This is a genomic window from Brevundimonas sp. (assembly GCF_035935935.1).
Classification (GTDB): Bacteria; Pseudomonadota; Alphaproteobacteria; order Caulobacterales; family Caulobacteraceae; genus Brevundimonas.
On record NZ_DASYWO010000002.1, the window covers coordinates 239,439 to 262,605 of the forward strand.

At 69.7% G+C, this 23,167-nt stretch carries 26 protein-coding genes; 10 read left to right on the forward strand and 16 right to left on the reverse strand.

From position 1 onward, the window contains the following. Nucleotides 1-16: 16 nt before the first annotated feature. From VGR32_RS01620 to VGR32_RS01640, 5 genes are all read right to left on the reverse strand, one after another. Nucleotides 17-445 carry a hypothetical protein gene (locus VGR32_RS01620; protein ID WP_327447369.1) on the reverse strand — a complete coding sequence of 143 codons (429 nt, stop codon included), beginning with the start codon at nt 443-445 and terminating at the stop codon, nt 17-19. 86 nt (nt 446-531) lie between these two features. Then, nucleotides 532-891, reverse strand: coding sequence for a hypothetical protein (locus VGR32_RS01625; RefSeq protein ID WP_327447371.1), 360 nt, complete (start codon nt 889-891; stop codon nt 532-534). Nucleotides 892-928: 37 nt separating this feature from the next. Next, the gene (locus VGR32_RS01630; protein WP_327447373.1) at nt 929-1,294 is read right to left on the reverse strand and encodes a hypothetical protein; all 366 of its coding nucleotides are present in this window, start codon (nt 1,292-1,294) and stop codon (nt 929-931) included. A 72-nt stretch (nt 1,295-1,366) separates the two neighbouring features. After that, nucleotides 1,367-1,753, reverse strand: a complete 387-nt coding sequence (locus tag VGR32_RS01635) for a PaaI family thioesterase (protein ID WP_327447374.1) — start codon at nt 1,751-1,753, stop codon at nt 1,367-1,369. Next, entirely contained in the window at nt 1,750-2,220 is a 471-nt protein-coding gene (locus VGR32_RS01640) for a PaaI family thioesterase (RefSeq protein WP_327447376.1), read from the reverse strand. Before VGR32_RS01640 ends, VGR32_RS01635 begins: the two co-directional genes overlap by 4 nt. Nucleotides 2,221-2,265: 45 nt before the next feature. On the opposite strand from VGR32_RS01640, the gene VGR32_RS01645 reads away from it, so the two are divergent. Beyond that, nucleotides 2,266-3,294, forward strand: coding sequence for a ligase-associated DNA damage response exonuclease (locus tag VGR32_RS01645; protein ID WP_327447378.1), 1,029 nt, complete (start codon nt 2,266-2,268; stop codon nt 3,292-3,294). Here VGR32_RS01645 and VGR32_RS01650 read toward each other — a convergent pair. Further along, nucleotides 3,291-4,913 carry a response regulator gene (locus tag VGR32_RS01650; protein WP_327447380.1) on the reverse strand — a complete coding sequence of 541 codons (1,623 nt, stop codon included), beginning with the start codon at nt 4,911-4,913 and terminating at the stop codon, nt 3,291-3,293. The genes VGR32_RS01645 and VGR32_RS01650 overlap by 4 nt on opposite strands. 178 nt (nt 4,914-5,091) lie before the next feature. Here VGR32_RS01650 and queC point away from each other — a divergent pair, with 178 nt between their 5' ends. Genes queC through VGR32_RS01665 form a run of 3 tightly spaced genes read left to right on the forward strand, consistent with a single transcriptional unit; the run spans nt 5,092 to nt 6,811 of the window. After that, complete coding sequence (queC, locus tag VGR32_RS01655; protein WP_327447382.1) at nt 5,092-5,817, forward strand: 7-cyano-7-deazaguanine synthase QueC; 726 nt, start codon at nt 5,092-5,094, stop codon at nt 5,815-5,817. Beyond that, on the forward strand, nt 5,814-6,446 hold the full coding sequence (gene queE / locus VGR32_RS01660; protein ID WP_327447384.1) for a 7-carboxy-7-deazaguanine synthase: 633 nt from the start codon (nt 5,814-5,816) through the stop codon (nt 6,444-6,446). Before queC ends, queE begins: the two co-directional genes overlap by 4 nt. After that, a complete protein-coding gene (locus VGR32_RS01665) occupies nt 6,443-6,811 on the forward strand; it encodes a 6-carboxytetrahydropterin synthase (RefSeq protein ID WP_327447385.1) in 369 nt (122 codons plus the stop codon). Before queE ends, VGR32_RS01665 begins: the two co-directional genes overlap by 4 nt. On the opposite strand, the gene VGR32_RS01670 is transcribed toward VGR32_RS01665, so the two are convergent. The 4 genes from VGR32_RS01670 to VGR32_RS01685 form a co-directional block, all read right to left on the reverse strand. After that, on the reverse strand, nt 6,808-7,077 hold the full coding sequence (locus tag VGR32_RS01670; RefSeq protein WP_327447387.1) for a hypothetical protein: 270 nt from the start codon (nt 7,075-7,077) through the stop codon (nt 6,808-6,810). The two genes, VGR32_RS01665 and VGR32_RS01670, sit on opposite strands and share 4 nt — an antisense overlap. A 75-nt stretch (nt 7,078-7,152) precedes the next feature. After that, nucleotides 7,153-7,848 (reverse strand): pirin family protein, encoded by a 696-nt coding sequence (locus VGR32_RS01675; RefSeq protein ID WP_327447389.1) that lies wholly within the window; start codon nt 7,846-7,848, stop codon nt 7,153-7,155. Between the two features lie 64 nt (nt 7,849-7,912). Then, nucleotides 7,913-9,010 (reverse strand): chorismate synthase, encoded by a 1,098-nt coding sequence (aroC, locus tag VGR32_RS01680; RefSeq protein ID WP_327447391.1) that lies wholly within the window; start codon nt 9,008-9,010, stop codon nt 7,913-7,915. 13 nt (nt 9,011-9,023) lie between these two features. Next, entirely contained in the window at nt 9,024-9,743 is a 720-nt protein-coding gene (locus VGR32_RS01685) for a DnaJ C-terminal domain-containing protein (RefSeq protein WP_327447393.1), read from the reverse strand. 85 nt (nt 9,744-9,828) lie between these two features. On the opposite strand from VGR32_RS01685, the gene pdxH reads away from it, so the two are divergent. After that, nucleotides 9,829-10,503 carry a pyridoxamine 5'-phosphate oxidase gene (gene pdxH / locus VGR32_RS01690; protein ID WP_327447395.1) on the forward strand — a complete coding sequence of 225 codons (675 nt, stop codon included), beginning with the start codon at nt 9,829-9,831 and terminating at the stop codon, nt 10,501-10,503. 4 nt (nt 10,504-10,507) lie between these two features. On the opposite strand, the gene VGR32_RS01695 is transcribed toward pdxH, so the two are convergent. The 3 genes from VGR32_RS01695 to VGR32_RS01705 all read right to left on the reverse strand — a co-directional run bounded on the left by VGR32_RS01695 (nt 10,508) and on the right by VGR32_RS01705 (nt 12,272). After that, nucleotides 10,508-11,083: a TetR/AcrR family transcriptional regulator gene (locus VGR32_RS01695; protein ID WP_327447397.1), complete on the reverse strand. Its 576-nt coding sequence runs from the start codon at nt 11,081-11,083 to the stop codon at nt 10,508-10,510. A 108-nt stretch (nt 11,084-11,191) separates the two neighbouring features. Then, the gene (udk, locus tag VGR32_RS01700) at nt 11,192-11,851 is read right to left on the reverse strand and encodes a uridine kinase (RefSeq protein ID WP_327447399.1); all 660 of its coding nucleotides are present in this window, start codon (nt 11,849-11,851) and stop codon (nt 11,192-11,194) included. 31 nt (nt 11,852-11,882) lie between these two features. Then, nucleotides 11,883-12,272 carry a hypothetical protein gene (locus VGR32_RS01705; protein ID WP_327447401.1) on the reverse strand — a complete coding sequence of 130 codons (390 nt, stop codon included), beginning with the start codon at nt 12,270-12,272 and terminating at the stop codon, nt 11,883-11,885. A 137-nt stretch (nt 12,273-12,409) separates the two neighbouring features. Between VGR32_RS01705 and VGR32_RS01710 the strand changes: the two genes are divergently transcribed. Together VGR32_RS01710 and VGR32_RS01715 are read left to right on the forward strand one after the other, a co-directional pair. Further along, the gene (locus tag VGR32_RS01710; protein ID WP_327447403.1) at nt 12,410-14,044 is read left to right on the forward strand and encodes a long-chain-fatty-acid--CoA ligase; all 1,635 of its coding nucleotides are present in this window, start codon (nt 12,410-12,412) and stop codon (nt 14,042-14,044) included. Nucleotides 14,045-14,048: 4 nt separating this feature from the next. Then, nucleotides 14,049-14,756, forward strand: a complete 708-nt coding sequence (locus tag VGR32_RS01715; protein ID WP_327447405.1) for a DUF1499 domain-containing protein — start codon at nt 14,049-14,051, stop codon at nt 14,754-14,756. On the opposite strand, the gene VGR32_RS01720 is transcribed toward VGR32_RS01715, so the two are convergent. After that, a complete protein-coding gene (locus VGR32_RS01720) occupies nt 14,741-15,640 on the reverse strand; it encodes an MBL fold metallo-hydrolase (protein ID WP_327447407.1) in 900 nt (299 codons plus the stop codon). The genes VGR32_RS01715 and VGR32_RS01720 overlap by 16 nt on opposite strands. Before the next feature lie 60 nt (nt 15,641-15,700). Here VGR32_RS01720 and VGR32_RS01725 point away from each other — a divergent pair, with 60 nt between their 5' ends. From VGR32_RS01725 to VGR32_RS01735, 3 genes are all read left to right on the forward strand, one after another. Then, a complete protein-coding gene (locus tag VGR32_RS01725) occupies nt 15,701-15,847 on the forward strand; it encodes a hypothetical protein (RefSeq protein WP_327447409.1) in 147 nt (48 codons plus the stop codon). A 321-nt stretch (nt 15,848-16,168) separates the two neighbouring features. After that, nucleotides 16,169-19,453: a TonB-dependent receptor gene (locus tag VGR32_RS01730; protein ID WP_327447411.1), complete on the forward strand. Its 3,285-nt coding sequence runs from the start codon at nt 16,169-16,171 to the stop codon at nt 19,451-19,453. A 108-nt stretch (nt 19,454-19,561) separates the two neighbouring features. Beyond that, on the forward strand, nt 19,562-20,116 hold the full coding sequence (locus tag VGR32_RS01735) for a hypothetical protein (protein ID WP_327447413.1): 555 nt from the start codon (nt 19,562-19,564) through the stop codon (nt 20,114-20,116). Nucleotides 20,117-20,119: 3 nt separating this feature from the next. Here VGR32_RS01735 and metH read toward each other — a convergent pair whose 3' ends face one another. Both metH and VGR32_RS01745 read right to left on the reverse strand, forming a co-directional pair. Further along, complete coding sequence (gene metH / locus VGR32_RS01740) at nt 20,120-22,786, reverse strand: methionine synthase (RefSeq protein WP_327447415.1); 2,667 nt, start codon at nt 22,784-22,786, stop codon at nt 20,120-20,122. Next, nucleotides 22,786-23,166, reverse strand: a complete 381-nt coding sequence (locus tag VGR32_RS01745; protein WP_327447417.1) for a DUF4259 domain-containing protein — start codon at nt 23,164-23,166, stop codon at nt 22,786-22,788. Before VGR32_RS01745 ends, metH begins: the two co-directional genes overlap by 1 nt. Between the last annotated feature and the right edge of the window lies 1 nt (nt 23,167).

Genomic DNA, 23,167 nt, shown 5'->3' on the forward strand with positions numbered 1-23,167 from the left:
TAGCAGGAATGAAGTCCTATTCCAGCCCCGCGGCGCGGCGTTCCTGCCAGGTCCAGAAGGTGCCGACCGCGATCGCCACCAGCACGCCGTAGCCGGCCAGATTGATGACGAAGTAGAAGGACGACGCGGATGGGCGTACGTCCACCAGCGTCATCACGTGACTCATGACCACGAGCAGCTGCATCGCCGTCGCCCACACGGTCCAGCCACGACGCGATTTCCAGACGAGGGCGCCCAGAACGCCCAGCATGACGACGTCGACGGCCAGCATGCTCCACTGGATGCCGTAAAGATTGCCGTCGTCCTGCACGAGCATGGACGCGAACCAGCCCAGGCCGTAGGCCCCGGCGGCGATCTTCTCCGGCTCCTCGCCCTTCCAGAAGGCGAAGCCCACCACCAGCACGGTGATGACGGCCCCGATCTGGGAGTAAAGGGTATCCAACATCAAAACGCCCCCAGGCCGAAGCTTGGGGGCGATGATGACGCAAGTCCGACGGAACCGGAATGCCCGGCTCCGTACATGACGTCGAATTAAGACGCGACGCGCAGGTGGTTGACCTTGGTCGGCGGCGGGCTGCCGATCGGGGTCTCCCAATCGTCGGGCTTGTCCACCGGACCGACGGCGTAGACGCCCCAGCCCATCCGGCGGTGGTCCTTCTGCAGCTCGGCGTGGCAGGCCACGATGGCTTCGCGGGCGACGCCCAGCGCGGCGATCGTTTCCATGGCCCTGGCCTGCGAGCCCGTGCCGGCGACCGGCGAGATCGACAGGGCGGCGCGGGCGCCGATCATGGACTGCACCAGGGTCGTGGCCTGGGTGATGGCCGCGTCGACGGCCTTCTCGGTCGCGTGAAGGTCAGCGGCGACGCCGGTGATGACCGTGGTCTTATCCATGAACGTTTACCCCTCATTAACTGCGGTAAACGCCGCGTTAACATGAATCAGGATGGAGTTCCACCGGTTTCCGTCCCGAAACGCCGCCAGTTCCGATGGGCGGATCGTCCTCCGGCTTGTCGACGGGGCCGACAGCGAGGTCGTCCAGCTTCAGCTTGCGGGCGACGGCCGCCAGCACCCCATGGGTCTGAACCAGCTGCGCGCGGGCCTGGACGAGGGCGGACACGGCCCCGGCCGCCCCGTCGAAGGCGCGCTGCCCCGTGACCGCCGAGAGCAGGGCGCCGGATCGCGCGGCCGGCAATTCGGCGGCCAGTCCGGCCGCCGCGATCAGGGCGGCGTCCACGGCGGTCTCCGCCGCGTAAAGGCGCTGGGCGAGGCTCTCGCCCACGGTGCGTCGCGTCATTCCAAGTCCCTCCGGCGACAGAAGCGTCACGCGGAGAAACAATCATAACGCGATATTAAGCACAACCGAAAATCATATTGCGAGCAGGAAGTGCGCCGTCAGCGTGGCGATGGGCTGGCCCGGATCGTCCTGCCAGGCTTCGGCAAGAACATGCACCACCCGGCGGCCGGCCTTGCCGATGCGCGCACGCGCATGGACGTCCTGCGGGCGACCCGAGCGCAGGTAGGCGACGGAGACGTTGATGGGCTTCGGCAGTCGCTCTTCGGGCCAGGTTTCGGCCACCTGGGCGATGGCGGTCAGTTCCAGCAGGGCGGCGGTTGCGCCTCCGTGCAACGCGGGCAGGATCGGATTCCCGATCAGACGATCCGCGAACGGCAGGGTCACGACGAGGCGGTCGTCGTCCTGCCGCGCGCTGAGGCCGAGAAACGCGGCGTAGGGGATGCGGTCGAGCGCCGTCATGCGCCGTCTCCCTCGCGCCGGTTGTGGCCAGCGCGCCGGCCGCCGTCGGAATCCAGCATGTAGGCCGCCTGCGAGGCCGCGACGGGATCCGAGGGGTCGTCTTCGAACGCCCAGGCCCGGACGAAGCCGACGGAGTGCGTCAGCCGGAAGCATTCCGCCTCGGCGAACAGGTCGCGGCGCGGGGCGGCGGCGCGCATGTAGTCCACGCGCAGGTCCAGCGTCGCCAGCGGCCGGAAGGCGTCCAGCGCCGTCCACACCGCCAGCCCGCCCACATGATCCAGCAGGGTCGTGACGAGGCCTCCGGCGATCACGCCCGTCCCGGCGTCTCCGACCAGATCCTCGCGCCACGGCACGCGAAGGCGCACGTTGCGGCCCTCCACCCCGGCGAAGACGAAACCCAGCGCGTGGGTGTGGGCGGCGCCGGAGGCGAGCTGGGGCAAGAGGTCCGTCAGGGAGGGCGTCGACATGCCCTCTCCCTATCGCGCGCGGCGGTGCGCCACCATATGCCGACGATGCGCCCCGAGGCCCTGCTTCATCCTACGTCCAGGGGACTGTGGTGCCCCCCGGGCGACTTCGCCATCGATCCCGTGGTGCCGGTCGACAGGGCCGTGATCACGCACGGCCATGCCGACCACGCCCGGCCCGGTCACGGCGTGGTCGTTGCGACGCCCCAGACGCTCGCCATCATGGCGGAGCGCTACGGCCCGGACTTCTGCGGTCGGGCCGAGCCGGTGGCCTATGGCGAGACCCTTCGGCGCGACGGGGTCGAGGTGACGCTGGTCCCGGCCGGCCATGTGCTCGGGTCGGCGCAGGCTGTGGTCAGCCACAAGGGCCTGACCATCGCCGTCTCGGGGGACTACAAACGGCGGCGCGATCCCACCTGCCTGCCGTTCGAGCCGGTGCGGTGCCACGTCTTCGTGACCGAGGCGACGTTCGGCCTGCCGGTCTTCTCGCATCCGCCGGACGGGGAGGAGATCGATCGCCTGATCCTGTCCACGCGCCAGTTCCCGCACCGCGCCCATCTGGTCGGCGCCTATGCGCTGGGCAAGGCGCAGCGGGTGATCCGTCTGCTGCGCGAGCGGGGGTGGGAGCGCACGATCTACGTTCACGGCGCGCTGGCGCGATTGAACGCCCTCTACGAGCGGGAGGGCGTCGACCTCGGCCCCATCGCCTCGGCCGCCGGCCTCCCCAGGGACGCGCTGGCGGGAGAGATCGCGATCGCGCCTCCGTCGGCGATCCAGGATCGCTGGGCCCGTCGCTTCGCCGAGCCGATCGCCGCCTTCGCCTCGGGCTGGATGGGCGTCAGGGCGCGGGCGAAGCAGCGCGGCGTGGAACTGCCGCTGGTCATCTCCGACCACGCCGACTGGAACGAGTTGACCGCCACCCTGACGGAGGTGGCGCCGCAGGAGGTCTGGATCACCCACGGACGCGAGGAGGGGTTGCTGCGCTGGGCCGAGATCAACGGCATGGCCGCACGCGCGCTGCGTCTGGTCGGCTATGACGAGGAGGACGACGACGATCCGGCGTCCGCCGCCGACTAGGCGACGGCGCGGTCCACGAGGGCCTGCCCGTCGACGCCCGCGTCGACCGCCGTCAGCGCCGCGTGCATGGCCAGACGCAGCCGCTCCGGCTTGATCGGCTTTTCGACCACCGCGACCATGCCCTCGGCCATGTAGCCCAGGGCGTCGTCGGGGTCGGCATTGGCGGTCAGGGCGACGATCGGCACGCGCCCGGCCTCGCCGTCCAGCGCGCGGATGGTCCGGGTGGCCTGCACCCCGTCCATGCGCGGCATCTTGATGTCCATCAGCACCATGTCGAAGCGGCGGTCGCGCACCGCCTCGACCGCCTCCACGCCGTCCTCGGCGGTTTCGGAGGTGCAGCCGAACATCTCGCACAGCGCCTGGGCGACGATGCGGTTGGTGGCGTTGTCGTCCACGATCAGGACGTGGGGGCTCTCGATCGCGCCGAGCTCGATCAGGTCCGACACCTCGGCGGTCCGCTCCACGGCCGCTTCCGCACGGGGCAGGTCGAGGTCGAAGGCGAAGGTGGCGCCGCGGCCCGCATTGTTCTCGGCCCAGATGCGTCCGTTCATGCGATCGACGATCTGGCGGCAGATGGCCAGGCCCAGCCCGGCGCCGTCCGGACCGGATCCGTGCACGAAGGGTTCGAAGATGGCGTCGACGCGGTCCGGCTCCACGCCCGGTCCGTCGTCCCGCACGCGCGCCTCCACCCGGATGCGGTCCCCGTCGGCCCAGGCCTTGAGGCCGGCCTCGACGACGCCGTTGCGCGCGAATTTCAGGGCGTTGCCGATCAGGTTGTTGAACACCTGCTTCAGGCGCACGCCGTCGACGTGGGCGGCCAGATCGGTGTCGCCCTCGTAACCGATCATCAGGCTGACGTCGTCCTGCGAGGCGCGGGGCTCCCAGAGCGCCTGCACGTCGTCCATCAAGGCCCGCAGCGGCGTCGGGGCGACCGACAGCTCCAGCTCTCCGGCCTCGGCGCGCGACAGGTCCAGCGCGTCCTGCAGGATGCGGATCAGCGTCTCTGAAGATTCCACGATGGTCGCGACGTGGGCCTGCGCCTGGGCGGTCAGCGGCTGGCGTCGCAGGAGTTCGGCGACGGCGAGGACCCCGTTCATCGGCGTGCGCAGCTCGTGGCTCATGATGCCGAGGAACTGGCTCTTGGCCCGCGCGGCGGCCAGCGCCTGGGTCTGGGTGTCGTTCAGCAGGCGCGACTGCTCGGCCATCGCGGCGTCGCGTTCCTGATGGATCTGGTTGGCCGCCTGCAGCAGGGAGGCGGCGGTGCCGACGGAATGGTAGCGGCCCGCGTCGGTGACGATGAAGCCGCGCATCAGCTCGCCCGGGCCCGCGCGCAGCATGACGTCGCACACCGTGGCCAGCCGCATCCCGGCCTGCACGACCGCAGGCTCCGGGTTCATGACGTGACCGACGTCGCGCGACAGATAAAGGGCATGCCCCAGCGGCGCCGCCAGCTTCATCAGGAAATCGTTGCGCTCGATCAGCCCGACGGGTCGATCGTCGACCACGACGGGAATGCACAGCGTGTCGGGTTCGGCTTCAAACCGCGCGAAAATCTGCGCGCCGGTGGCCTCGAGCGGGACCGGGTCGATCCGCTGCGTCAGGGTTTCGATGGTCGGCATACTGGCCGAAACTCCGTTCTGTCCCCGTGATCTAGTCGAGAACCCTTTGCAGAACGGTTAAGCGGGAAACCGCGCGTTTTGCCTCCCGTCGCGCGCGGGTGTATGAGGCGCGCCTTCCGCACATCGCCGGAACCGAAACTTGCATGCGCGCGGCCTTCGGGCCGACCGCAGGGTCGTCATGTCCGCAGTCCAGCCCGCCCCGTCCGTCGCCTCCTCGGCCCTCGTCCTGTTCTCGGGCGGGCAGGACAGCGCGACCTGCCTGGCCTGGGCGCTGGACCGGTTCGACCGGGTCGAGACCGTGGGCTTCGACTACGGCCAGCGTCATGCAGTCGAGATGCGGGCGCGCCTGACCGTGCGCGAGCGGATGGCGGAGCTGGACGTCCGCTGGGCCGCGCGGCTGGGCCCGGACCACGTCGTCGATCTGACCGGCTACGGCCGCATCGCCGAGAGCGCCCTGACGGCCGAGCGCGAGATCGAGATGGATGCGCGGGGGCTGCCGTCCACCTTCGTGCCCGGGCGCAATCTGGTCTTCCTGACCTGCGCGGCGGCGCTGGCCGACCGGCGGGGGCTGGAAGCGCTGGTCGGCGGCATGTGCGAGACCGACTTCAGCGGCTATCCCGACTGCCGGCGCGACACCCTCGACGCGATGGAGCTGGCGCTGTCGCTGGGGCTGGACAAGGCGGTGACGATCGAAACGCCGCTGATGCGCCTGACCAAGGCCGAAACATGGGCGCTGGCGCACGACCTGGGCGGCGACTCCCTGGTCCTGATGATCGTCGAGGACAGCCACACCTGCTACCGCGGCGAGCGCGGCGAGCTTCATGCCTGGGGCCACGGCTGCGGCGATTGCCCGGCGTGCGAACTCCGCGCGCGCGGCTGGGCCGAATGGGAGGCGCGCCGATGACCTATGCGGTCAAGGAATGCTTCCTGACGGTGCAGGGTGAGGGCGGGCAGGCGGGCCGCGCCGCCGTCTTCCTGCGCTTCGCGGGCTGCAACCTGTGGAACGGGCTGGAGCGGGACCGACCGACCGCAATCTGCGACTTCTGCGACACGGATTTCGTGGGGGTGAACGGCGACGGCGGGGGCAAGTTCGCCACGGCCGACGCGCTGGCGGACCATGTCGCCGCCCGCTGGATCGGCGGGCAGGGCGACCGGCTGGTGGTCTGCACGGGGGGCGAGCCGCTGCTCCAGCTGGACCCGGCGCTGATCGACGCCCTGCATGCGCGCGGCTTCGCGGTCGCGGTGGAGACGAACGGCACGGTGGCGGCGCCGGACGGCATCGACTGGATATGCGTCAGTCCCAAGGCCGACGCGCCGGTGGTGCAGACGCGGGGCCACGAGCTGAAGCTGGTCTTTCCCCAGGCCAGGGCCATGCCTGAGAGGTTCGAGGGCCTGGATTTCCAGCGGTTCTGGCTCCAGCCCATGGACGGGCCGGATCAGGCCGCCAACACGGCGGCGGCCGTCGCATATTGCCTGCAGCATCCGCGCTGGCGCCTCAGCGTCCAGACGCACAAGTACATCGGCGTGAGATGACCCGCGTTTTCGAAGTCACCAAGGCCGCCCATTTCGACGCGGCGCACCATTTTCCCCACGGGCCGGAGGGAAGTCCGCATCGGCGCGTGCATGGGCACTCGTTCCGGGTGGAAGCCAGCGTGCGCGGCACGCCCGGCGGAGAGATGGGGTTCGTGGTCGACCTGACGAAGCTGGAGGCGTCGCTGAAGGCGGCGGCGGCCGAACTGGATCACGGCCTGCTGAACGAGCACCCGGGGCTGGAGACGCCCAGTCTGGAAGCGATCTGCGGCTGGTTCGCGGATCGCCTGACGCCGGAGTTTCCGGGCCTGTCGAGGATCACGGTCCTGCGCCCCACGATCGGCGAGCGCTGCGAGCTGACGCTCTAGCAGTCGCGCCCGGAGGCCCGACGCTGCTCGCAGCGGCGCTGTTCGCGTTCGTATTCGCGTTGTTCGCGCTCGCGTCTTGCCCGGGTTTCCTCGTCGGAGGTGGTGACGGCATCGACGCCCGCGCCGACGACCGCGCCGGTCACCTTGGCCGCGCCGCCGACCACGGCCGCGCCCGTGCCGACCACGGCCCCGACCAGGCAACCCTGCAGCATCAGCGATCCGCCGACCACGGCGGCGAGGGCGGCGGCCCGCGCGACGGTTTTCATGATCATTCTCCCGACTGCGGCCGATCTAGCCGCGGCTTGGTGAATGAAACCTGACGCGCGGGCTTTTCGATGGCCCTACAGACTGTCGACCATCACCAGTTCGGCGTCGGCCTTGGCCGTCACGGTCAGCGTCGGCTCGTCCTTGATGCCGGCGCCGTCGCGGGCGTTCAGCGTGACGCCGTTGACCTCGACCTCGCCGACGGCGGGGACCAGATAGGCGCGGCGACCCTCGGCCAGGTCATAGGTGATCGTCTCGCCGGCCTTCAGCGTGGCGGCCAGCACCCTGGCGTCGGCATTGATGTGCAGGGCGCCGTCGCCCGGGTCGCCGGAGGCCACGACGGTGAACCGCCCCGAGCGGTCGGACTTGGGAAACTCGCGCTGGCCCCAGCTCGGCTGGGCGCCGCGCCTGTCGGTCTCGATCCAGATCTGGAACAGGGTCGTGGTCTCCGGCTCCAGATTGAACTCGGCGTGGCGCACGCCGGTGCCCGCGCTCATCACCTGCACGTCGCCCGCGCCCGTGCGACCCTCGTTTCCCATGGAGTCCTGGTGGGTGATCGCGCCGGTGCGGACGTAGGTGATGATCTCCATGTCCGCGTGCGGATGGGGCGGAAAGCCCGACTGGGCCGCGATCTCGTCGTCGTTCCACACGCGCAGCCGGCCCCAGCCCATGCGGGACGGGTCGTAATAGTTGGCGAACGAGAAATGATGGCGCGCCTTGAGCCAGCCGTGGTCCGCGCCGCCGAGGGTGTTGAAGGGTCGAACGTCGATCATGGGGATGGTCCCGGAATCCGAGGGCTATCAACCTCGCTGAAGCCCATATAGGAAACAGTGTCAGTTACGAAAAGGGGGCGCCGATCTGCCCCCGGTGCCTCAGGAAAGCGTCGGCCAGCACGCACGCCGCCATCGCCTCCACCACCGGCACGCCGCGCAGGGCGATGCAGGGGTCGTGGCGGCCGACGGTGCGGAGGTCGGTCTCCTCACCGTCTCGCGTCACGCTGCGCCGCGGCGTCAGGATGGAGGAGGTGGGCTTGAACGCCACGCGCGCGGTGATCGGCTGGCCCGTCGAGATGCCGCCGAGAACCCCGCCGGCCTTGTTCGACAGGAAGACCGGCCGTCCGTCCGGCCCCATTCGCATCTCGTCGGCGTTGTCCTCTCCGGACAGTTCGGCCGAGGCGAAGCCGGCGCCGATTTCCACGCCCTTGACCGCGTTGATCGACATCAGCGCGGCGGCCAGTTCGGCGTCCAGCTTGCCGTAGAGGGGAGCGCCCCATCCCGCGGGCACGCCCGTGATCTCCAGCGAGACGACCGCGCCGATCGACGACCCCGCCTTGCGGACCCTGTCCAGATGGTCGGACCAGGCCTCGACCACGGCGGCGGACGCAGCGAACAGGGGGTTGTCGTACGTCGCGCCCAAATCGACCGCCTCGTCGGCGATGCGGTGCGGCCCCAGCTGCGTCACGCCGGCGCGGATCGTCAGGCCGCCGCCCAGCACCTTCCGCGCCACCGCACCCGCGGCGACGCGCATGGCCGTCTCGCGCGCGGACGACCGCCCGCCGCCGCGCGGATCCCGCACCCCGTACTTGGCGTCATAGGTGAAGTCGGCATGGCCGGGGCGATACGCACGCGCGATCTCGCCATAGTCCTTCGACCGCGCGTCCTCGTTCTCGATCATCAGCGAGATCGGCGTGCCCGTCGTCACCGGCCCCGCGCCGTCGTCGAAGGTGCCGGACAGGATGCGGACCGCGTCGCTCTCCCTGCGCTGGGTGACGAAGCGGCTGCCGCCGGGCTTGCGGCGGTCCAGCCAGGGCTGGACGTCCGCCTCGGTCAGGGGAATGCCGGGCGGGCAGCCGTCGACGACGCAGCCGATCGCCGGGCCGTGGCTCTCGCCCCAGGTGGTCACGCGGAAGAGATGGCCGAAGGTGTTGTGGGACATGTCGTCCCAAGGCTTAGGCCGCGCGGCGCTCCGGCGTCCAGTCGCGGGCGAAGCGGGCGCGCAGGTCCACGGAGGCGGACGGCGCGTCCTCGACCGGCTCCAGCGTCACGAACAGATGGCCGCGACGGCGGCTCCCGCGCGCGGGCAGGCCCAGATCGCGCAGCCGCAGCCGCATCGTCGGGTGGTTCGGCACCAGCCATGCCGAGCGCGGCCCGGCGTGGGTGGCGATCTCGATGCGGCCGCCGTCGCGCAGGACCTGCTGCGGGACCGGCGCCGTCATGTGCAGGTCGTCGCCCACGACCGACAGGGCGCCGCAGCCGCGTACGACCACGGCCAGATACAGGTCGGCGCCCTCCCGTCCCGCGCCCTTCAGGCGCAGACGGTCCCCCGTCCGCAGCCCAGGCGCATAGGTCGCGCGCAGTCGCTTGCCGCCGGCGCGGATCACGGCGGTGCCGCCCGACAGCGCCTGCAGCGGCGTGATCGCCAGCGTCGCCGGCGCGGGGCGCCGGACCTCGGGCGCCGGCAGGGCCAGTGGGGCGTCCAGGCGCTTCAGCAGGTCGTGCGCGGCGATGACGCGCCGGAAGGTCCACTCGTCCCCGCCGGGCAGGTCCGGCCGCGCGGCCTTCACCGCCTGCCGGAAGGCGGCGGTCAGCGCCGCGCCCTGCGCGGGACCATCGAGGCCCAGTGCGGCACGGGCCTCGGCGACGGTCAGATGTGCGGCTTCCCCACGCATCCCCGACAAAGGCGCCGATCAGGGTCAATGCCGGGTTAACCGTGCCGCACTTCCGGACCGGCCCGCCGCGCGCTATCGCAGGGGCATGGCCGCGCCCGTCATCCCGCCCAGCCCCTCGCGTGAGGAATACTCCCGCGACTACGCCGCCGCCCTGGCGGCCAACGGCGACGAGACGATCTTCGACCGGCCGGAGCCGATCGGCCTGTTCGTCGACTGGCTGGCCGAGGCCCTGAGGCACGAGCCGAACGACGCCAATGCCATGTGCCTGTCCACCGTCGACGCCGAGGGCATGCCCGATGCGCGGATGGTGCTGCTGAAGGACGTCGACGACCGCGGTTTCGCCTTCTACTCCAACGCAGAAAGCGCCAAGGGCGGGCAGCTGGCCGGCCAGCCGCGCGCGGCCCTGCTGTTCCACTGGAAGACCCTGCGCCGGCAGGTGCGGGTGCGCGGCCACGTCGAGCCGGTCACGGCGGCCGAGGCCGACGCCTACTTCGCCAGCCGCGCCCGGGAGAGCCGGATCGGCGCCTGGGCGTCCGATCAGTCGCGACCTCTCGCCGCGCGCGCCGATCTGGAGGCGGCGGTGGCGCGCGAAACCGCGCGCTTCGGCGACGGCGAGGTGCTCCGGCCGCCTCACTGGACGGGCTGGCGGGTCGTTCCGCAGGCCGTGGAGTTCTGGCGCGACCGGCCGTTCCGGCTGCACGACCGGCTGCGCTTCGACCGGAAGGGCGAGGGCTGGACGAGGACGCGGCTGCAGCCCTGAGGCGTCAGCTCCGGACGCCGTACCGCGCCATGAAGGTCTCGACCGCGTCCGCCGCGATCTGGTTCGCCGCGCGCACCGGCATGACCTCGTCCCCCGTGACCAGCGGCATGAAGAAAACCGGGTGCTCGATCATGCCGAACAGCTGGCCGGCCGCCCATGACGGATGCTCGCACACCAGCTCGCCGCGTTCGCACATGTCGCGGATGACCCTGATGACGTAGGCGCCGAAGTCGCTCTTGCCTTTCTCGAAGAACTTCACCGCGACGTCGCGAAAACGCGGACGCTCGGCCATCACCAGGCGGAAGACGGAGCGCACGAAGGGGTCGGCCATGAAGCGCGCATAGCCCACGGCGAACTCCGTCAGCCGGTCGCGCGCGCTGCCGTCGCGCTCGAACACGCGCTTCATCTGCGTGGTGAACTCCACCGCGGCGTCGTCGATGACCGCGGCGAACAGGTCGGATTTGCCCGCAAACTGGGCGTACAGAGTGGCCGTCGAGATGCCGGACTCGCGCGCCACCGCCTCCATTCGCGTCCCGGCGAAGCCTTCCGCGGTGAATCGTCGGCGCGCGTTCCGCAGCACGGCTTGTCGTTTTGGATCCGGCTCGGGACCGGAGTTGGGGCCGTGCATGCAGTCTTTCGCCGTCCTTCGACTACGATCCCGAAGCGGGTCGAGTCGTGCCGAACGACGTTACGGCGCCGCCGGTTCCCGGAGAAGGGGGCGGATGAGCGGATGCACCAGCAAGGGCGCGGCCAGCCGGAGGACCGCTTCGGGGTCCGCCAGCCGCACGGCCGCGGTGGAGTCGGCGACGACGAAGTCGGCCACCGCCCGCGCGGGCTCGGTGAAGCGCTCGTGCCCCGGGCGTACCGTCGTCAGATACTGGTTCACCACCGAGTCCGCGGTCCGCTTCCGCTCGATCTGGTCCCGCAACAGGCGGCGGATGAAGCGGATGTCGGCGGGCGTGTCGACGAAGACCTTCACGTCGTACAGCGCCGCCAGAGCCGGCGTGCTGAGCACATGCACGCCCTCCACGACGATCGCCTCGGCCGGCTCGATCCGGCGCGTGAAGTCCTCGCGGCCATGCGTTTCCATCGAATAGACCGGCGCGTCGACGGCCCGGCCGGCCTTCAACTCGGCGAGCTGCGCCGTCATCAGCGCGTGGTCGCGCGCGTCCAGATGGTCGAAGTCGAACGCCGCGGGGTCGAAGCCGGACAGGGCGGCGGCGTCGACGTACCAGTCGTCCTCGCTGAGCAGGACGGCCGCGCCGGGCCGCATGGCCGCGACCAGCGCCTCGGCCAGGGTCGTCTTGCCGGAGCCGGAGCCGCCGGTGATCGCGATCAGCAGGGTCATGCGGCGTTCTAGGTCGGGCGGGTCTTCGGCACTAGCCCGGCCAGGCGTCGCCCAGACACTGCACGGCGACCCAGCCGCCGAGCAGCAGCGACCACCCCACCACCGCCGTGTTCAGGCCGGTGGCCGTCAGCAGGCGGTTCCGCGCCACCAGCCCGCCGACCAGCGGCGCGTGGAAGACGACGAGGTGCAGCAGCAGCAGCGCGCCGAAGCCGAAATAGGCGGACGCGCTTCCCGCGCCGGCGACTTGGGCGAGCAGCGACAGGGGCGCGGCGCAGAAGATGACCGTCCAGACGATGCCGAAGGTGACGATCGTCGGCATCACGCCGGCGATGAACACGATCCCGGCGCCGATCAGCAGCCCGGGCAGCGGCACGAGCATCAGGGCACGGGTGGCGGGATGTCGCAGGGCGGCGGAGGTCATGACCGGCATGCTTCGCAGCGCACGGTTTCCGCTCCGTTTCCAGCCGGTGGATGACCCTGCGTCACGTTGCGCTGGCCCCGCCGCGCCGATAGCGTGACTTCACGCCGCGATCAGACGGCGACCGATGGGGATCGACGATGCTGGGATTGATGCAGGACTGGCCTCTGACGGTCGACAAGATCCTTGACCACGCGAAGAACTGGCATCCCCATCGCGAGGTGGTGACGCGGTCGGTCGAGGGACCCGTGGTCCGCACCACCTACGGCGAGATCCACGGTCGCGCGAAGAAGGTGTCGAAGGCGCTGCTGGACTGGGGGATCAAGCCCGGCGACCGGGTCGCCACCCTGGCCTGGAACACCGCCCGGCACATCGAGGCCTGGTACGGCATCATGGGCATCGGCGCGGTCTGTCACACCCTGAACCCGCGGCTGTTCCCCGAGCAGCTCGGCTACATCATCAATCACGCCGAAGACAAAATCATCTTCGTCGACCTGACCTTCATCCCCCTGCTGGAGGCGGTGCTGCCGCACTGCCCGTCGGTCGAGCGGGTCGTGGTCATGACCGACGAATGGACCATGCCGGCGACGAAGCTGCCGCAGGCCGAGTGCTACGAGCAGATCGTGGCCGGGGCCTCGGGCGACGTCGAATGGGGCGGCTTCGACGAACAGACGGCCTGCGGCCTCTGCTACACCTCGGGCACGACCGGAAATCCCAAGGGGGTCCTGTACTCTCACCGGTCGAACTTCATCCACACGCTGCTGGGCATGCAGTCGACCGTGCTCGGGCCGTCGCCGAAGGAGACGATCCTGCCGGTGGTGCCGATGTTCCACGCCAACGCCTGGGGCATCGCCTTCGCCGCGCCCGCGTCGGGGGCGAAGCTGGTCATGCCGGGCGCGCGCATGGACGGCGAGGCCATCTACGAACTGCTGGAAACCGAAGGCGTCACCTTCTCCGCCGCCGTGCCGACCGTCTGGCAGGGTCTGCTGGCGCACATGCGCGAGAAGGGGCTGAAGCTGTCGACGGTCAAGCGCGTGCTGATCGGCGGCTCCGCCGTGCCGGAAAGTCTGATCCGCGCCTTCAACGACGAGTTCGGGGTCGAGGTGCTGCAGGGGTGGGGCATGACCGAGACGTCGCCCATCGGGACCCTGTCCAACCTGACGCCGGAACTGGCGGCCCTGCCGTACGACGAGGGCATGAAGTGGCGCATCAAGCAGGGCGTGCCGCCGCTGGGCGTCGAGCTGAAGCTGAAAAACTACGCCGGGCAGCAGATGCCGCACGACGGGCACACCTACGGACGCCTGATGGTTCGCGGTCCGACGATCTCGGCCGCCTATTTCAAGGGCGAGGGCGGGGAGATTCTCGACAACGAAGGCTTCTTCGACACCGGCGACGTGGCCACGGTCGACGAGCACGGCTTCATGCAGATCACCGACCGCGCCAAGGACGTGATCAAGTCCGGTGGCGAGTGGATCAGTTCCATCGAGATCGAGAACATCGCCGTGGGCCATCCCAAGGTCGAACTGGCCGCCGTCATCGGCGCGGCCCATCCCAAATGGGACGAGCGGCCCGTGCTCGTGCTGAAGCTGAAGCCCGGCGAGAGCCAGGACAAGCAGGAGCATCTCGACTTCCTGCAGGGCAAGATCGCCAAATGGTGGATGCCGGACGACGTGGTCTTCGTGGACGACATCCCGCTGGGCGCGACCGGCAAGATCGACAAGAAGGTCGTGCGCGAGCGGCTGAAGGACTACCGCCTGCCGACGGCGCAGGCCTGATCCGGTGGCGCGCGGCGGCTCCAGCCTGAACCGGGCGGCGTGGCTGATCGCCGGGTCGCTGGCCGGGGCCGCGACCATCTTCGTGGCCGCCCTGGGCACGCGCGCGGGCCTGTGGGACGCCGCCTTCGCGCTCGAGACCCTGACCTTCCTCGTCGCGCCCGCGCTCACGGCCATCGGCCTGCTGTGCGCCCTGACGCTGGCCATCTGGTCCATGCGGAGACCGCGGGCCGTGGGCTTGGCGGCCGCCTTCGCCCTGCTGGCCGCCGGGGGCGCCGCCGCAGGCCTCGCCCTGCGCTGGCAGGACTTTCACGACCGGTCGGCGTGGGACGTGACCAGCGATCCGGACGATCCGCCCGGCTTTTCCCGCATTCTCGGCCAGCGCCGGGCCGCGGCGCGCGCCGCGCCCGCGGTGTCGCCCGCCGGTCCCCAGGCCTGCCGGGGGGCCGTGTCCACGCCCAGCCAGCTGGCGCCCGAGGCGGCGGCCGCGGCGCTCGAGTCGGCGGGCTTCACCGTCATCGGTTCGGCCGCCTTCCGGGCCGAGGGCGAGCGGCGGGGCTTCTGGTTCGGCCTCGCCCACGACGCGGTGGTGCGCATCCGTCCCGGGCGCACCGACGTGCGCGTCACCGCGCGCTCCAGCGCGCCGCAGGGCGACGAAACCTGCCGCCTCGCCGCCGCGCTCGCGCGCGCCATCGCCGTTCAGGCCGGGGCGTAAACGGCGTCCAGCGTCGGCCCCGGCGTCGCCGCGACCCGCCCGGCCCGCTCCAGCGCGATCAGGTGGGCCCACACCGACAGCGACGCGGCCGGCCACAGTCGCGGGTCGACCGCGGCATACAGCGCAGGCACCATCCCGGCGATCGTCCGGTCGCCCGCCGCCAGTCGTTCCAGAATCTGGACGTCGCGGCTCAGGCGATGGTCGCGATAGGCCGCCAGAAACGGGGCCGGATCGTCGATCTGCGCGCCGTGCGCCGGCAACAGGCGATCGAAGGCGCGGCCGATGACCGTCTCCAGACTGCCCATGTAGTCGGTCATGTCGCCGTCCGGGGGGGCGACCACGGTCGTCGACCATCCCATCACGTGATCGCCGCTGAACAGCGCGTTCTCCTCGACCAGCTCGAAGCACAGATGGTTCGACGCGTGCCCCGGCGTGGCCAGCGCGCGCAGGGTCCAGCCGTCGCCTTCCACACGATCTCCGTCGGACAGCAGGCGGTCCGGCCGGACGTCCGCCGTCTCGTCCTCGTCCGGGGTGGAGGCATGTGTTTCGCGGTGCGGCGCCGGCGCAGCCAGCACGGGCGCCCCCACCGCGTTCGCCAGCGGGTGGGCGAGGGGGGCGTGGTCCCGATGCGTGTGCGTCAGCAGGACGGCCGAGACGCGCCGGCCCGCCAGCGCCTTCAGCAGGGCTTCGAGGTGCCGGGGGTCGCCGGGCCCGGGGTCGATCACCGCCACGCCTGAGCCGCCCTCCGCCCGCCCCACGATGAAGCTGTTGGTTCCGGTGAATGTGAAGGGGCCGGGATTGGCCGCCGTCACCCGGCTGACCAGCGGGGTCAGCCGCACTTCCTCGCCATGGCGGGCGTCGAACTCGCGGACGAAGGGGATCACGGCCGCACCTGGCCCGGGCCTTGCCTTAACGGGAGGTAAACGCCCTTCAGGATGCTCGTCATGGCCGTCGCCGCCGCCTTTCATGTCTCAAATCGGCTCCTGACCGCGGCCGCCGCCCTGCTGTGTATCATGGCGGCGCAGCTGGCGGCGGCTTCGTGCACGCCGGAACCGGCGCCCTACGCGGCGCGGACGATGATCGTCCGCTGAGGGCGAATCCCTGGCGACCGGAAGGCTCCGCCAAGCGGCTTCACCGCGGCGAAGGGTTGTTGCTCGGCGATCGCCGGTCGCTCAGCACTCGCTTCGCCGGACGGAGATTGCCCAACGGAAACAGCAGCTTGCGTCGGTGTGGCTCGATTGCGACATTGTCGCGACGATTGGATTACGGGACCGTAATTGTGGTGTCGGCGCGGCAGTAGTTGGGCTAGCCTGAGGGCAATCTGCGTGCATTGGGGCTCGTGGATGCTCATCGTCGGCGCGACGAGGGGCCCGGGAACGGGAAGCTTCGCGTCGGCCCTAGGAGGATGTCTCTTGAAGACCCAGACCATCAAGCAGCGTCTGCTGCATTCGACGATGATCGGTTCCGCGTCGCTGATGGCGCTCGTCGCCGTCCCGGCCGCCGCCGTTCTGCTCGCGCCGACGCAGGCCGCCGCCCAGAACCTGGTGCAGGGCGCCGTCGCCGGCACCGTCGAAACCCAGACCGGCGCTCCGGTCGCCGGCGCGACCGTGACGCTGCAGTCGGTGGCGCAGGGCTTCACCCGCACCTACACCACGGGCGCCGACGGTTCGTTCCGCGCCGTCGCCCTGCCGCAGGGCCAGTACGTCGCCACCGTCACCTCCTCGGGCAATGAGACCCTGACCGACACCGTTTCGGTCGGCGCGGGCGGCACGACCTCCCTGACCTTCACGGTCGGCGCCGTCGGCGGCATCGACACCTCGGGCGCCACCTCGGTCGACGACATCGTCGTCGTCGGCGTGCGTCAGGCCGTTTCCGAGTTCGACGCCACGACCACGGGTCTGACCGTCAACGTCGAAGAGCTCGCCCGCAACGTGCCGATCGCGCGTGACGCCAACGCCGTGGCCCTGCTGGCCCCGGGCGTGACGTCCTCGGACGGCGCCTTCGGCAACATCCCGACCATCGGCGGCTCGTCGGCCGGTGAGAACACCTACTTCATCAACGGCCTGAACATCACGAAATTCCGTGACTTCACGGGTTCGTCTATCGTTCCGTTCGAGTTCTACCAGACGCTGGAAACCAAGACCGGCGGCTACTCCTCGGAGTTCGGCCGCGGCACCGGCGGCGTGCTGAACGGCACGACCAAGTCGGGCGGCAACGAGTGGGAGTTCGGCATCACCGGCTACTGGTCGCCGGACAGCCTGCGTTCGGACTCGCCGAACACCTATCTGGCCCAGAACAACTTCGACGAGGTCGAGTCCTCCGACATCGTCCTGGACATCGGCGGCCCGATCATCCGCGATCGCCTGTTCTTCTTCGGCCTGTATAACTGGCGCGACCGGGAATCGACCAACGTCGGCATCAACGGGGCGACCGCCAATCCCGACTTCGGAGTGATCGGCGCGAACGGCACCGTCGTCACCTCGGACGACCCGTTCTACGGCGCCAAGCTCGACTACCTCGTCACCGACGACCATCGTCTGGAGTTCACCTGGTTCTCGGACGAGCAGGAGCAGCAGACCCGCAACCTGTTCTACAACGTCAATGGCGAGGCGGTCGGCGAGTTCACGCCTTCGACCTTCAAGTTCGGCGGCGAAAACTGGATCGCGCGCTATACCGGCATCTGGACCGACTGGCTGACGACCTCGATCGCCTACGGCGTCAACGAGTACAACGAGTCGGCCTTCTCGCCCGGCGACGCCGGCGCCCTGATCACCGATCAGCTGCCCGGTTTCCCGCGCCGCGGCATCTGGGGCGTGGGTCAGCCGTACGTGAATGAGGACGAGCGTGAAGTTCTGCGTGCGGACGTCGACATTTACGTCGACCTTTTCGGCGCCCACCACTTCCGCCTCGGTCTGGATAACGAAACCCTGACCTCCACGCAGGAACTCGATTACTCGGGCGCCGGCTACAACTATTGCCGGCCGGCTGGCCGCAACAACCCGGCCTTCGTGCCGATCAGCTCGGTGGTGAACTGCACCGGCGATCGCACGGGCGGTCTCTGGTATCGCTATCAGACGCTGATCACCGCAGCGAACCTGACGAACGCGACGTTCCTGGCCACCTATCCGTACCTTGCGGGGCGCACCGACCTGGTGGGTGCTCCCCGTCGGGTTCGCATCCGGTCGTACGACAACGACGGCGGCTGGACCTCGGAACAGAACGCCTTCTACCTGCAGGACAGCTGGGAGGTCACCGACCGCCTGACCCTGAACCTGGGCGTGCGGAACGAGAGCTTCGAGAACGCCAACATCAACGGCGAAACATTCCTCAGCCTGGACAACCAGTGGGCTCCGCGCCTGGGCTTCACCTACGACGTCACCGGTGACCGGACCTCGAAGCTGTTCGGCTTCTACGGCCGCTACTTCCTGCCTGTCGCCGTGAACACGAACCAGCGTCTGGCCGGCGCCGAACTGTTCACGGAAGACCTGTGGGATCTGGACTTCTCGGGCGCCGTTCCGGGTCGCCCCGACGCCAATCGCGACGGCATCGACGACAACACCGACGAGCCGATCCTGCTGGGTTACGGCACGACCAACGCCGGGTTCGTTTCGGGCGGCAACTTCGGCGGCGGCGACGTGAAGTCGACGGCGGCCTCGGTCGATCGCGACATCGATCCGATGTACGTGGACGAGTTCATCCTCGGCTATGAGCAGGAAGTGTTCGGCGACTGGACCTTCGGCATCAAGGGCACCTATCGCGAGCTGGGCACGGCCATCGACGACGTCGCCATCGACGCCGCGGTTCTGGCTTACTGCGCTGGCGCCGATCCGGACAACCTGACCTACGCCGAGTGCTATTCGGTGTGGTATGGCTTCCACCAGTACGTCCTGACCAACCCCGGTGAGGACATGGTCATCACCCTGGACGGCGACGACCTGTCGCGCGCCACGGGCGGACGCGTCACGGCGGATCGCGAGATCACCCTGACGGCCGCGGATCTGGGCTATCCGACGCCGGACCGCACCTACAAGGCGGTCGAACTGTCGATGGAGAAATCCTTCGACGGCGTGTGGGGCGCTCGCTTCAGCTACGTCTGGTCGGAGAACAAGGGCAACTACGAAGGCGCCCTGAAGTCCGACAACGGCCAGACCGACCCCGGTCTGTCGCAGGACTTCGACCAGCCCGGCCTGCTGGACAACGCCTACGGCTTCCTGCCCAACCACCGCGCGCACCAGTTCAAGGCGTTCGGTAACTGGCAGGTGACCCCGGCGTTCAACATTGGTGCCAACCTGCGCATCACCTCGCCGCGTCAGTTCGGCTGCATCGGCTACCACCCGACGGATGCGTTCGCTCAGGCCTACGCCGCGGCGTCGTTCTTCTGTGACTTCACCGACAACGGCCTCGTCGACGGCGTCGCCACCCCGCGGGGCGAGTCGTTCGAGAGCGACTGGGAAACCAACCTGGACCTGACCTTCTCCTACGATCTGGCGCAGGTCTTCACGGTTCCGGGCGAATCCTTGGTGCTGCGCGCCGACGTGTTCAACGTCTTCGATGCCGACGCCGAACTGGACTTCAACGAGTTCGGCGATCTGGGTCTCGACAGCGCCACCGTCGACCCGCGTGATCCGAACTATGGCAAGGTGACCGCCTATCAGGCGCCTCGCTCGGTTCGCTTCAGCCTGGCCTACCGCTTCTAATCAGCGGAAACGCCGAAAGAACGGGGCGGCGGGTCTTCGGACCCGCCGCCTTTTTCTTGCCCCGCGCCCGGCGCGCGTCGTATGCGGCGGGTTCCCGTCGGAGTTTCCATGCGCCCGCTGCTTCTCGCCCTGTCCTCGGTCGCCCTGCTGACCGTCGCCTCGCCCGCCCTCGCGCAGGATGAGGTGATCCGCACCGGCGGCACCCAGTACTCCGCGGCCGACGCCGAGCGCTCGCGCCGCACGCTGGAGGCCCTGGCCTACGCGACGCCCCTGCCGCCCGGGGCTCCCACGGCCGACTATTCGCTGGTGGCCTGGTGCGAGGCGCTGGTCGCCGGCCACGTGGCGACCGGCGAAAGCCTGGGGACGACGGACGAACTGGACCTTCGCCTGATCGACCTGGGCCGCGCGGAGCAGGTCAAGTTCCGCGCCGCGCTCGACGCCGGCCGCGCCTTCCAGTCGACCGAAGCCCTGGCGGAAGCCGAAGCCGCCGCCGACGGCGCACGCCGCATGTGGGCGCCCGTTCTGACGGGCGATCAGGCGCTGCGCAACGAGACCTTCGGCCTGTTCTTCGGCCTGCCGGGACGTTGCGAGCACGCCGCGCGGCGGATCTCCCTGAACATCACCGACGCGCCGCCCAGCCTCAAGGACGTCGGGCTGGAATAGGCCTCAGGCCGCGTCGGCGCGTCCGGCGGACGCCGGATCGTAGTTCAGGATCGGCGCCAGCCAGCGCTCGGTCTCCTCGACCGTCATCCCCTTGCGCGCCGCATAGTCCTCGACTTGATCGCGATCGATCTTGCCGACGCCGAAATAGTGGCTGCCGGGATGGCCGAAGTAGAGGCCGCTGACCGACGCCGGTGGCGTCATGGCATAGCTCTCGGTGAGCGCCATGCCGGCGGTCTCGCCCGCGTTCAGCAGGCGGAACAGCGTCGCCTTTTCCGTGTGGTCGGGCTGAGCCGGATAGCCCGGCGCCGGGCGGATGCCCTGATACTTCTCCTCGATCAGCTCCTGCACCGAGAGGTCCTCGGCCGGCGCATGGCCCCACAGGGTGGTCCGCACCTCCTTGTGGAGGCGCTCGGCAAAGGCTTCGGCCAGCCGGTCGGCCAAGGCCGTCGCCAGGATGGCGGAGTAGTCGTCCCCCGCCGCCTTGAACTCCGCCGCCTTTTCCAGCTCGCCGTGCCCGGCGGTGACGGCGAAGGCGCCCAGCCAGTCGTCGCCGTCCTCGGCCACGAAGTCGGAGAGGCACAGGTTCGGCTTGCCGTTCGACTTGGCGATCTGCTGGCGCAGGCCGTGGAAACGCGCCAGCTCGGTCGTGCGCGCCTCGTCGGCCCAGACCACCACGTCGTCGCCGCGCGCGTTGGCGGGCCAGAAGCCGACCACGCCCTTCGCCGTGAACCAGCGCTCGTCAATGATCCGCTTCAGCATGGCCCGGGCGTCACGGAACAGGTCGCGCGCGGCCTCGCCGACGATCTCGTCCTCCAGGATCTGGGGGTACCGACCGATCAGCTCCCAGCTGGCGAAGAAGGGCGTCCAGTCGATGTGGTCGGCCAGGTCCTGCAGGTCCCAGGCGTCGAAGGCCCGCACCCCGGTGAACGACGGGGCCGGGGGCGGGGGCTGGGCCGGATCGGGCCGCCAGCGGTTCGCGCGGGCCTGCTGCAGTGTCGCGCGGGCCTTCACCTCCTGCCCGCGCGCGTACTGCTCGCGGATGCGCACATATTCGTCGCGCGTCGCCTGTTCGTTCTTCGCCTTCTCGGTCGGCGACAGCAGGCCGGAGACCACGCCGACCGCGCGACTGGCGTCGACGACGTAGGTGGTCGAACCGCGGCGATAGGCCGGCTCGATCTTCACCGCCGTATGCGTCCGGCTGGTCGTCGCCCCGCCTATCAGCAGGGGAATGGAAAAGCCGCGCCGCTCCATCTCGCGCGCGACGAAGACCATCTCGTCCAGCGACGGCGTGATCAGGCCCGACAGGCCGACGACGTCCACGCCGTGCTTCTCCGCCTCGTCCAGGATGCGGTCGGCCGGGACCATGACGCCCAGGTCGATGACCTCGTAGTTGTTGCACTGAAGCACGACGCCGACGATGTTCTTGCCGATGTCATGGACGTCGCCCTTGACCGTCGCCATCAGGATCTTGCCCGCCTGCTGACGCGGCCGGCCGGCTTTCTCGGCCTCCATGAAGGGCTCCAGCCAGGCCACGGCCTGTTTCATCACGCGGGCCGACTTCACCACCTGCGGCAGGAACATCTTGCCTGCGCCGAACAGGTCGCCGACCACGTTCATCCCGTCCATCAACGGACCCTCGATGACGTGCAGCGGACGCTCGGCCCCCAGCCGCGCCTCCTCGGTGTCTTCGGTGATGTACTCGGTGATGCCGTGGACCAGGGCGTGCTCGATGCGCTTGCCGACCGGCTGTTCGCGCCAGCTCAGGTCGACGAAGCGGGCGGCGCCCTTCTCGCCCTTCCACCGCGGCGCCATGTCGACCAGCCGCTCGGTGTTCGACACGTTCGTGCGCTGCGGCCGGTTCAGGATGACGTCCTCGACGGCCTCCCTCAGCTCCGGATCGATGTCGTCATAGACGGGCAGGTCGCCCGCGTTGACGATGCCCATGTCCATGCCCGCGGCGATGGCGTGATACAGGAAGACGCTGTGGATGGCCCGGCGCACCGGCTCGTTGCCGCGGAAGCTGAACGACACGTTCGACACCCCGCCCGAGACGTGGGCGTGGGGCAGGGTGGCTTTTATGACGCGCGTCGCCTCGATGAAGTCGACGGCGTAGTTGTCGTGCTCCTCGATCCCGGTCGCCACGGCGAAGATGTTGGGATCGAAGATGACGTCCTCAGGCGGAAACCCGACCTCGTCGACCAGGATTCGATAGGCGCGGGTGCAGATCTCGATCTTGCGCGCGGCGGTGTCGGCCTGGCCCTGCTCGTCGAAGGCCATGACCACCACGGCGGCGCCGTAGCGCAGGCATTTGACCGCCTGTTCGCGAAAGGCGGCCTCGCCCTCCTTCATGCTGATCGAGTTCACGATCGGCTTGCCCTGGACGCACTTCAGCCCCGCCTCGATCACCTCCCATTTCGAGCTGTCGATCATCACCGGCACGCGCGCGATGTCGGGCTCGGCTGCGATCAGGTTCAGGAAGGTCCGCATGGCGGCCACGCCGTCCAGCAGACCCTCGTCCATGTTGACGTCGATGATCTGGGCTCCGGCCTCGACCTGCTGCCGCGCCACGTCCAGCGCCGCGGCATAGTCGCCCTCGACGACCAGCTTCCGGAATTTCGCCGAGCCGGTGACGTTGGTCCGCTCGCCGACGTTGATGAAGGTGGGACGCATCAGTCGGTGCCGAGCTTCGCCTGCAATTGGGCGACGGTGGCTCGCCACGCCTCATGCTCGTCGGTCTCCCGCCAAAGCTCGTCGAGTTCGGAGTGTTCGGCCAATACGCGGTTCAGCGCGGCGACCACATGCAGGCCGGCTTTGGCCGGCGGCGGCCCCAGGCGCGCCAACAAGTCCTCCGAACCCTCAGGCGCCTGGCCGCAGACAAGCGCCGCCACCGCTACGGCTCGCGAGCCGTCGGGTGCCTCAAGGTATTCCGCGTGCGAGGCCACTCGCCCGAGAAATGTGGTCATGCGCTCCCACGTCGGGTTATCCGACACATCCCCCACGAGGTCGAGCGCGTCGTCGTTTTCGAAGGGTCCAGGTCCCCAGGCTCCCACG

What these genes read in the sequence shown, in the direction of transcription:
- VGR32_RS01620 (WP_327447369.1), bottom strand. Translation starts at nt 445, where the DNA reads ATGTTGGATACCCTTTACTCCCAGATCGGGGCCGTCATCACCGTGCTG.
- VGR32_RS01625 (WP_327447371.1), bottom strand. Translation starts at nt 891, where the DNA reads ATGGATAAGACCACGGTCATCACCGGCGTCGCCGCTGACCTTCACGCG.
- VGR32_RS01630 (WP_327447373.1), bottom strand. Translation starts at nt 1,294, where the DNA reads ATGACGCGACGCACCGTGGGCGAGAGCCTCGCCCAGCGCCTTTACGCG.
- VGR32_RS01635 (WP_327447374.1), bottom strand. Translation starts at nt 1,753, where the DNA reads ATGACGGCGCTCGACCGCATCCCCTACGCCGCGTTTCTCGGCCTCAGC.
- VGR32_RS01640 (WP_327447376.1), bottom strand. Translation starts at nt 2,220, where the DNA reads ATGTCGACGCCCTCCCTGACGGACCTCTTGCCCCAGCTCGCCTCCGGC.
- VGR32_RS01645 (WP_327447378.1), top strand. Translation starts at nt 2,266, where the DNA reads ATGCGCCCCGAGGCCCTGCTTCATCCTACGTCCAGGGGACTGTGGTGC.
- VGR32_RS01650 (WP_327447380.1), bottom strand. Translation starts at nt 4,913, where the DNA reads ATGCCGACCATCGAAACCCTGACGCAGCGGATCGACCCGGTCCCGCTC.
- queC (WP_327447382.1), top strand. Translation starts at nt 5,092, where the DNA reads ATGTCCGCAGTCCAGCCCGCCCCGTCCGTCGCCTCCTCGGCCCTCGTC.
- queE (WP_327447384.1), top strand. Translation starts at nt 5,814, where the DNA reads ATGACCTATGCGGTCAAGGAATGCTTCCTGACGGTGCAGGGTGAGGGC.
- VGR32_RS01665 (WP_327447385.1), top strand. Translation starts at nt 6,443, where the DNA reads ATGACCCGCGTTTTCGAAGTCACCAAGGCCGCCCATTTCGACGCGGCG.
- VGR32_RS01670 (WP_327447387.1), bottom strand. Translation starts at nt 7,077, where the DNA reads ATGAAAACCGTCGCGCGGGCCGCCGCCCTCGCCGCCGTGGTCGGCGGA.
- VGR32_RS01675 (WP_327447389.1), bottom strand. Translation starts at nt 7,848, where the DNA reads ATGATCGACGTTCGACCCTTCAACACCCTCGGCGGCGCGGACCACGGC.
- aroC (WP_327447391.1), bottom strand. Translation starts at nt 9,010, where the DNA reads ATGTCCCACAACACCTTCGGCCATCTCTTCCGCGTGACCACCTGGGGC.
- VGR32_RS01685 (WP_327447393.1), bottom strand. Translation starts at nt 9,743, where the DNA reads ATGCGTGGGGAAGCCGCACATCTGACCGTCGCCGAGGCCCGTGCCGCA.
- pdxH (WP_327447395.1), top strand. Translation starts at nt 9,829, where the DNA reads ATGGCCGCGCCCGTCATCCCGCCCAGCCCCTCGCGTGAGGAATACTCC.
- udk (WP_327447399.1), bottom strand. Translation starts at nt 11,851, where the DNA reads ATGACCCTGCTGATCGCGATCACCGGCGGCTCCGGCTCCGGCAAGACG.
- VGR32_RS01705 (WP_327447401.1), bottom strand. Translation starts at nt 12,272, where the DNA reads ATGACCTCCGCCGCCCTGCGACATCCCGCCACCCGTGCCCTGATGCTC.
- VGR32_RS01710 (WP_327447403.1), top strand. Translation starts at nt 12,410, where the DNA reads ATGCTGGGATTGATGCAGGACTGGCCTCTGACGGTCGACAAGATCCTT.
- VGR32_RS01725 (WP_327447409.1), top strand. Translation starts at nt 15,701, where the DNA reads ATGGCCGTCGCCGCCGCCTTTCATGTCTCAAATCGGCTCCTGACCGCG.
- VGR32_RS01735 (WP_327447413.1), top strand. Translation starts at nt 19,562, where the DNA reads ATGCGCCCGCTGCTTCTCGCCCTGTCCTCGGTCGCCCTGCTGACCGTC.
- metH (WP_327447415.1), bottom strand. Translation starts at nt 22,786, where the DNA reads ATGCGTCCCACCTTCATCAACGTCGGCGAGCGGACCAACGTCACCGGC.